Raw genomic sequence first — 6049 nt, 5'->3', positions numbered from 1 at the left:
ATATAAGGGAGGGTTACAGTAGGTTTTATATGGGTTTTGGTTTAAAAGCATTAAAAATGCTTTAGCACTTCTGTTAATTGCAGCGAAGAGTGATTTATCACCTGTTGAGTTTGAAAGTTCCTAACTAAAAGTGTCCAATTGGAGTTGACCAGTACATTATACCTAGAACCAATAATTTATCGAAAAGGACTCGGATATATTCTTGCTTAAGCGCTTGGAAAAGATGTGTTTTTTCGAAATGTTGACGCAATACTACTGTACGTTCAAAATAATAATCTAGCAGTAATTAAATTCTATCACTGACATTATTTTATCCAAACAGGTGTAGATGTTGATGAAGCGCACTGGCAGGTAAGCCGTTAATTTGCAGATAAAAAAGCATGTTGCGAACCTCGAAACTGTTCAGAGTATACACCGCATTCACATGGGATATAGTTTGATTTGTAATTGAAATTGGCTATATAATTAATTAGTTAAAATATTGTAACTTATCAATCTAAATTCAAGGAAGAAACATGATTATTAAGCATAAAAAAACCTCTCTTATATTTACAAGTTTATGGTTAGTAAGCTTTTTATTTATTATCTACTTTATATCACAGCCTTATAATCTTCTTCCTGCAGACAGTAATGAGGCTGTTTTTAAAATGGTAGTATTTGGAGCTAATTTTATCTCATTATTACTTGCTTTTTGCTTTTATTCCAAAGCCAAAGGATACCCCTCATTTTTAGGTTTTTTATTATGGGCATTACTTTTTATTGGGTTTATAATATTGCTTTATTTACCTGATAAAACTGTTGAAAACTCTTCACCTTAAAAACGATTAAACTAGCTAGCACTTTACTAATCTAAATTGCATGGCTTACCCCAATTAGTTAAATTCTTAATTTCCACTCGGCTTTAGTTATTGCTCATTACTTGGTGACTTAAGATGGCCAGACCTAGACAAACACTCGTTAGCTTAGAAGATACGCCTTACTACGACTGCTGTTCACTTGTGGTACGTAAGGCATTTTTTCGAGTTTGATAAGTCGACTGGTGAAAACTTTGAACGTTGACGAAAGTGGGTAGTTCAAGGATTTAATTAAATAAGTTTTGGCAGAAATAGGGAGTGTTACTCCCTATTTTTATGCCTTATTACTAATCAAAAGGAGTTTGAAGCATGTTTGCGGTGATATTTAAAGCAACGGTTGGACAACAAGATAAGCATTATTCAGATACTGTTGCCGTGATGAGGGACCTAGCGTTTAACCATTATAATTGCATCGATTTTATTGCAGTATCAGAAGGGGATAAGGAAATCGCGATTTCATATTGGCATTCAGAGGCAGATATTCAAGCTTGGCATCAAGATTCAAAACATGCCGTGGCGCAAAAGTTAGGTCAAGATAAGTGGTACCGCGCTTACAGCGTTGAAGTTGTCGAAATTAAAAGGCAATATTCCTTCGATAATCAATAGTTGTTAACTTACTTTCTCCAGCTTCTTACTGCGAATAGTTAAATCATTTAATTATCAAAGTGAGTAAGTTTTATAACCTGCTGTTATTTAAAATTTGCTATGCTATCAAAACTAAAGATTAGCAGAGCGCGCCATCTGCACTTGCTGCTTGAATAACAAAGGTAACTTTGATGATTAATCAAAAATGGTTAACGACCTTCTTAAAATTGGCTGAAGTAGGCCACTTTACTCAAACTGCTGAGCAGTTGTTTATGACTCAACCGGGTGTGAGTCAGCATGTGCAGAAATTAGAAAAGCAGTTGAACGTAAAGTTAATCGAACGCTTTGGTAAGCGCTTTGAATTAACGTCGGCCGGTATGCAGTTACAGCAATATGGCCAATCTCTAGTTAAGGAACAGCAGCAATTATTAACCGATTTACAGCTTGATTCAGAACATGTGGGTGAGTGCCGCTTTGCTTGTTCAGGTTCATTAGCCTCATTGTTATATCCGCACTTTATTGATTATCAAATCAAACATCAGCAGCTGAATGTTTCAATCGAAGCTGGACCCAATAGAAGGATAATAGAGTTATTATCCAATAACGATATTGATATTGGCATTGTGACCCAGCTTGTTTCCGACCCTGAACTTGAAGTGTTAGCCATAGGCTATGAGCACCTTTGTCTTGTGGTGCCGAAAAGTGAATCAAAAACGGTAATAAATTATGATGAGTTAATGGCGTTGGGCATGGTTGCTCACCCAGATGCGATGCATAATTGGCAGCAAGTGGTGGCTAATAACTATAAAGATAAACAAGCAATAGAGGTTCGGGTTGTCAGTTATGTTAATCAACTTAACCAAATTTTGTTGCCAGTTTCAAAAGGCCTAGGTTTTACTGTGTTACCTGAGTTTGCAGTAAAAAGCTTTAGTGATGTAGCGGCAATATCGATTGCTAAACTTGATAAGCAGGTAAAAGAGCCCTTGTACATGATTTATAAAAAACATCGACCTTTACCAAAACGTTACCAGTGGTTTATGGATAAAACCACTGAGCTGGTTAATAGTAAATAGTGTTCTTGAAGACCACAATAATCAGAACTGCACATATCCAAGTGATTAGGCATTAAAAATTGAATCTAACGCTGGGTCAATATGGGTATATTTAAAGTTAAAGCCTGACGCCAATGTACGTTTGGGCAATACAAATTGCCCTTCAACAATTAAGTCTGCCATTTCGCCCATGGCTAACCGTAATGCTAATACAGGTGTCGGGATTTTAGCTGGGCGCTTTAAGGTAAAGCCTAATGATTGAGCAAATTGCTTGTGATTAACAGGATTCGGTGCGGTAGCATTGAAAATACCCTTAGCATCGTTAGAGTTAATTAAGTGTTCAATCAGATGGGTTAGGTCATCAATGTGGATCCAGCTAACCCCATGGGTGCCTTTACCAATCGGGCCGCCCAAGCCTAATTTAAACGGTGGCAATATTTTTGCTAATGCACCGCCATTTTTACCTAATACAATGCCAATTCTGAGCACACAGACTCGGGTGTTTTCTGACTGGGCTTTTAAGGCTAAGTGTTCCCACTCACTACAAACCTGATGGCTAAACTCATCATGGGCTTGGCTATGCTCATCAACAGGCTGTTGGCCTTGGCGACCATAAAAGCCGATGGCAGAGGCGCTAATAAAACTTGCTGGTGGGGTGGTGCTTTGTTGGATCAGCTGGGCCAGTCTGGCGGTTATATTCCAGCGACTGTCGCAAATACGTTGCTTTTGTTGTTGGCTCCAGCGTTTGCCGACAATGGGCTCTCCAGCTAGATTTATCACGCTATCAAATTCATTGAGATTGTCTAAGGTATCAAGGCCTGATAAGTACTGATGTTTATTACCCAGCACGGCTTCAGCATGCTCAATATTACGGCTAACAATAGTAAGCTTATGTTCTTCTTGCAGTAAATGTACTAATTGTTGGCCAACAAATCCTGTTGCCCCAGTTATTAAAATCTTCATAAAGTCTCACCATTCATTTTGCCAACATAAGTAATAATACGTGCTAGCTTAGCGTTTCGATCAGTGTTTAGTGACTTGCTTTAGTTTCAAATTAATTAATTTTACTCGCTTAATTCACCCTTGGGGCGCTTTAAACATTTATACACAAAATATAACAGGTATAATCAATAACTTTGCAGTTAGTTGTTTTGTTTTTTCAATTAATTACGCATATAGTTTCAACTTAACAAATCTTAGTTTAATTCACGTTTAAGTATAAAAAGGTTTTCATTATGAATGGAGGTAACTCTTCCTCGATTGCGTTACGTGGTTTTGCCATCATGGCTTGCTTAGTGGTGATCCTTGCCGGTATCAAAACAGCAAGTCCAATTGTGGTCCCGTTTGTATTATCTGCATTTTTAGCGGTTGTTTGTAATCCCGCCATTGTATTTATGAGCCGTTTTAGGGTACCTAAATGGCTATCAATTATACTGTTGATGCTATTGATCGTGCTAATGGGCTTATGGCTGGCGAGTTTAGTGGGCAGCTCTATTAATGAGTTTTCTAAACAAATACCGGTTTACCGCCAACAATTAATTGAGCAGTTTTCATGGATATTAGAAAAGCTAACCGCGTTAAATATTAATATCTCTAAAGAAAAAGCCTTAGAATACTTTGACCCCGGTATGGCCTTAAGCATGACCACTAATATGTTGTCAGGCCTTGGTAATGTGATGGCAAATCTGTTTCTAATCATCTTGACCATTATCTTTATGTTGTTTGAAGCCCAATCATTACCGAAAAAGTTTCATTTTGCCTTAGACGATCCAGACATGCGCTTAAAGCAAATTGATAAATTTTTGCATTCAGTTAATCAATATATGGTGATAAAAACCCTCGTCAGTATTGGCACCGGTATTATTGTCGGTATTGGCTTGAGTATTATTGGGGTTGACTACGCATTATTGTGGGCAGTGTTAGCCTTCCTGTTTAACTATATTCCCAACATTGGTTCTATAATTGCTGCTATTCCAGCGGTACTATTGGCATTCATTCAAATGGGGCCAGGGGCTGCAGGTGTTACGGCTTTATTATTTTTAGGCACAAATACTGTCATGGGTAATGTGGTTGAACCTAAATTTATGGGCCGCGGTTTAGGCTTATCAACCTTAGTGGTGTTCTTGTCATTAATTTTTTGGGGCTGGTTACTTGGCTCAGTAGGGATGCTGTTATCTGTACCACTGACTATGATTGTCAAAATTGCATTAGAGTCCAGTGACAGTGGTAAGTGGTTGGCTATCTTGTTATCTGATGAAATCCATGATGAAGATGACAAAAATGGGGAATTAGTTGCCCGAGTAGAAGAAGCCGAACAAACAACAGATGAAACCCCATCTGAAAAGTCCGAAAATGGTCATGTTTAATTTACATAAATGAGCGTTATAAATGAATTCAAATGATTCAAATTTTCCTGCGGTTAACGCATTAGCCCAAGCACAATTAGGTGATGACCTTTGTCGCTTATTTCATGGTCGCGGGGGGCTCTTTAGCGGTTATGAGCATATTTGCTTAGACTGGTTTAACCCTGTGTTACTGCTTACCAGCTTTAAAGAGCTGCCAGAATCAGAAAGACAGTCAATGGTTGCTGATATTGAAGCAGTTTGGCAGCAGTGTCATGGCGATAAACCGTTTAATTTAGTATTTCAGTACCGTAATGCAGGGCAAACTATAACCGATGTTGTTGCCGGTGAAGTACCTGAAAAACACATAGTGACAGAAAATGGCGCCCATTTTTTAGTCCACCTGTTACGCGGGCAAAATCACGGTATTTTCCTTGATATGGCCAATGGTCGAAAGTGGGTTAAAGCACACGCAAAGGATAAAAAAGTGCTTAACCTATTTGCTTATACCTGCGCCTTTTCTGTTGTCGCTTTACAGGGCGAAGCGGCTGAAGTGGTTAATATGGATATGAGCAAGGGCGCATTAGCCATAGGCAAACAAAACCATTTGCTCAATGATTTTGCTTCAGGCGCACGCTTTCTCGGTCATGACATCTTTAGATCATGGGGCAAACTAACCAAACTTGGGCCTTATGACTTAATTGTTGCCGATCCACCAAGTAATCAAAAAGGAAGTTTTGTTGCCACCAAAGATTATGTAAGGCTGCTGAGACGTTTACCAGAGTTACTGGCTGATAACGGTGAAGTGTTGTTGTGTTTAAATGCGCCTGAGCTTGGCTGTGATTTTTTAATGAAGCAAGTTGAAGAAACTGCAGAAAGCTTAACCTTTGTTGAGCGTATTGATAATCCCCCCGAGTTTACTGATATTGATGAGCAAAAATCCTTGAAGGTCTTACGCTATAAGTTATAAGTATTTAACCGTGTAGTGACACATCTATATTTCTTTAAAAAGCACAATTGAATAACAATTCAGTTGTGCTTTTTTATTTGAGGATAATTTAAAGGTGGAGAAGTGATCGAGGTAACTCGCATGGTTATCGGCTAAGCCTGTTTGAAATCACTAGAATGTTCTGTAAGTGTTTGATTGACGATTAACAAGTTGATAACTTTTGTGTTAGAGACTATATATACTTATGCGAGGGTGTAACAGATTCTG

The 6049-nt window shown here is 38.3% G+C and carries 6 protein-coding genes; 5 read left to right on the top strand and 1 reads right to left on the bottom strand.

Going from position 1 to position 6049, the window contains the following annotated elements; genetic code table 11:
• Window positions 1-515: 515 nt before the first annotated feature.
• The 3 genes from AB4140_RS19350 (at window position 516) to AB4140_RS19340 (ending at window position 2512) form a co-directional block, all read left to right on the top strand.
• Window positions 516-818 (top strand): hypothetical protein, encoded by a 303-nt coding sequence (locus AB4140_RS19350; RefSeq protein ID WP_303501686.1) that lies wholly within the window; start codon window positions 516-518, stop codon window positions 816-818.
• Window positions 819-1163: 345 nt separating this feature from the next.
• Window positions 1164-1460 carry an antibiotic biosynthesis monooxygenase gene (locus tag AB4140_RS19345; protein WP_102440545.1) on the top strand — a complete coding sequence of 99 codons (297 nt, stop codon included), beginning with the start codon at window positions 1164-1166 and terminating at the stop codon, window positions 1458-1460.
• 170 nt (window positions 1461-1630) lie between these two features.
• Window positions 1631-2512 carry a LysR family transcriptional regulator gene (locus tag AB4140_RS19340; RefSeq protein WP_102476339.1) on the top strand — a complete coding sequence of 294 codons (882 nt, stop codon included), beginning with the start codon at window positions 1631-1633 and terminating at the stop codon, window positions 2510-2512.
• Window positions 2513-2557: 45 nt separating this feature from the next.
• Here the strand turns inward: AB4140_RS19340 and AB4140_RS19335 are convergent, their stop codons facing one another.
• Window positions 2558-3454, bottom strand: coding sequence for a TIGR01777 family oxidoreductase (locus AB4140_RS19335; RefSeq protein WP_372002258.1), 897 nt, complete (start codon window positions 3452-3454; stop codon window positions 2558-2560).
• A gap of 272 nt (window positions 3455-3726) precedes the next feature.
• Here AB4140_RS19335 and AB4140_RS19330 point away from each other — a divergent pair, with 272 nt between their 5' ends.
• Both AB4140_RS19330 and AB4140_RS19325 read left to right on the top strand, forming a co-directional pair.
• Window positions 3727-4857 carry an AI-2E family transporter gene (locus AB4140_RS19330; protein WP_102440548.1) on the top strand — a complete coding sequence of 377 codons (1131 nt, stop codon included), beginning with the start codon at window positions 3727-3729 and terminating at the stop codon, window positions 4855-4857.
• A gap of 22 nt (window positions 4858-4879) precedes the next feature.
• Window positions 4880-5803 (top strand): class I SAM-dependent methyltransferase, encoded by a 924-nt coding sequence (locus AB4140_RS19325; RefSeq protein WP_372002256.1) that lies wholly within the window; start codon window positions 4880-4882, stop codon window positions 5801-5803.
• The last annotated feature ends 246 nt before the right edge of the window (window positions 5804-6049 follow it).

Origin of the sequence: Shewanella sp. 10N.286.51.B2, assembly GCF_041469265.1 — a bacterium.
Lineage (GTDB): Bacteria > Pseudomonadota > Gammaproteobacteria > Enterobacterales > Shewanellaceae > Shewanella.
Note: the sequence above shows the minus strand (reverse complement) of the source record. Positions and strands in the feature narration are given on the sequence as shown.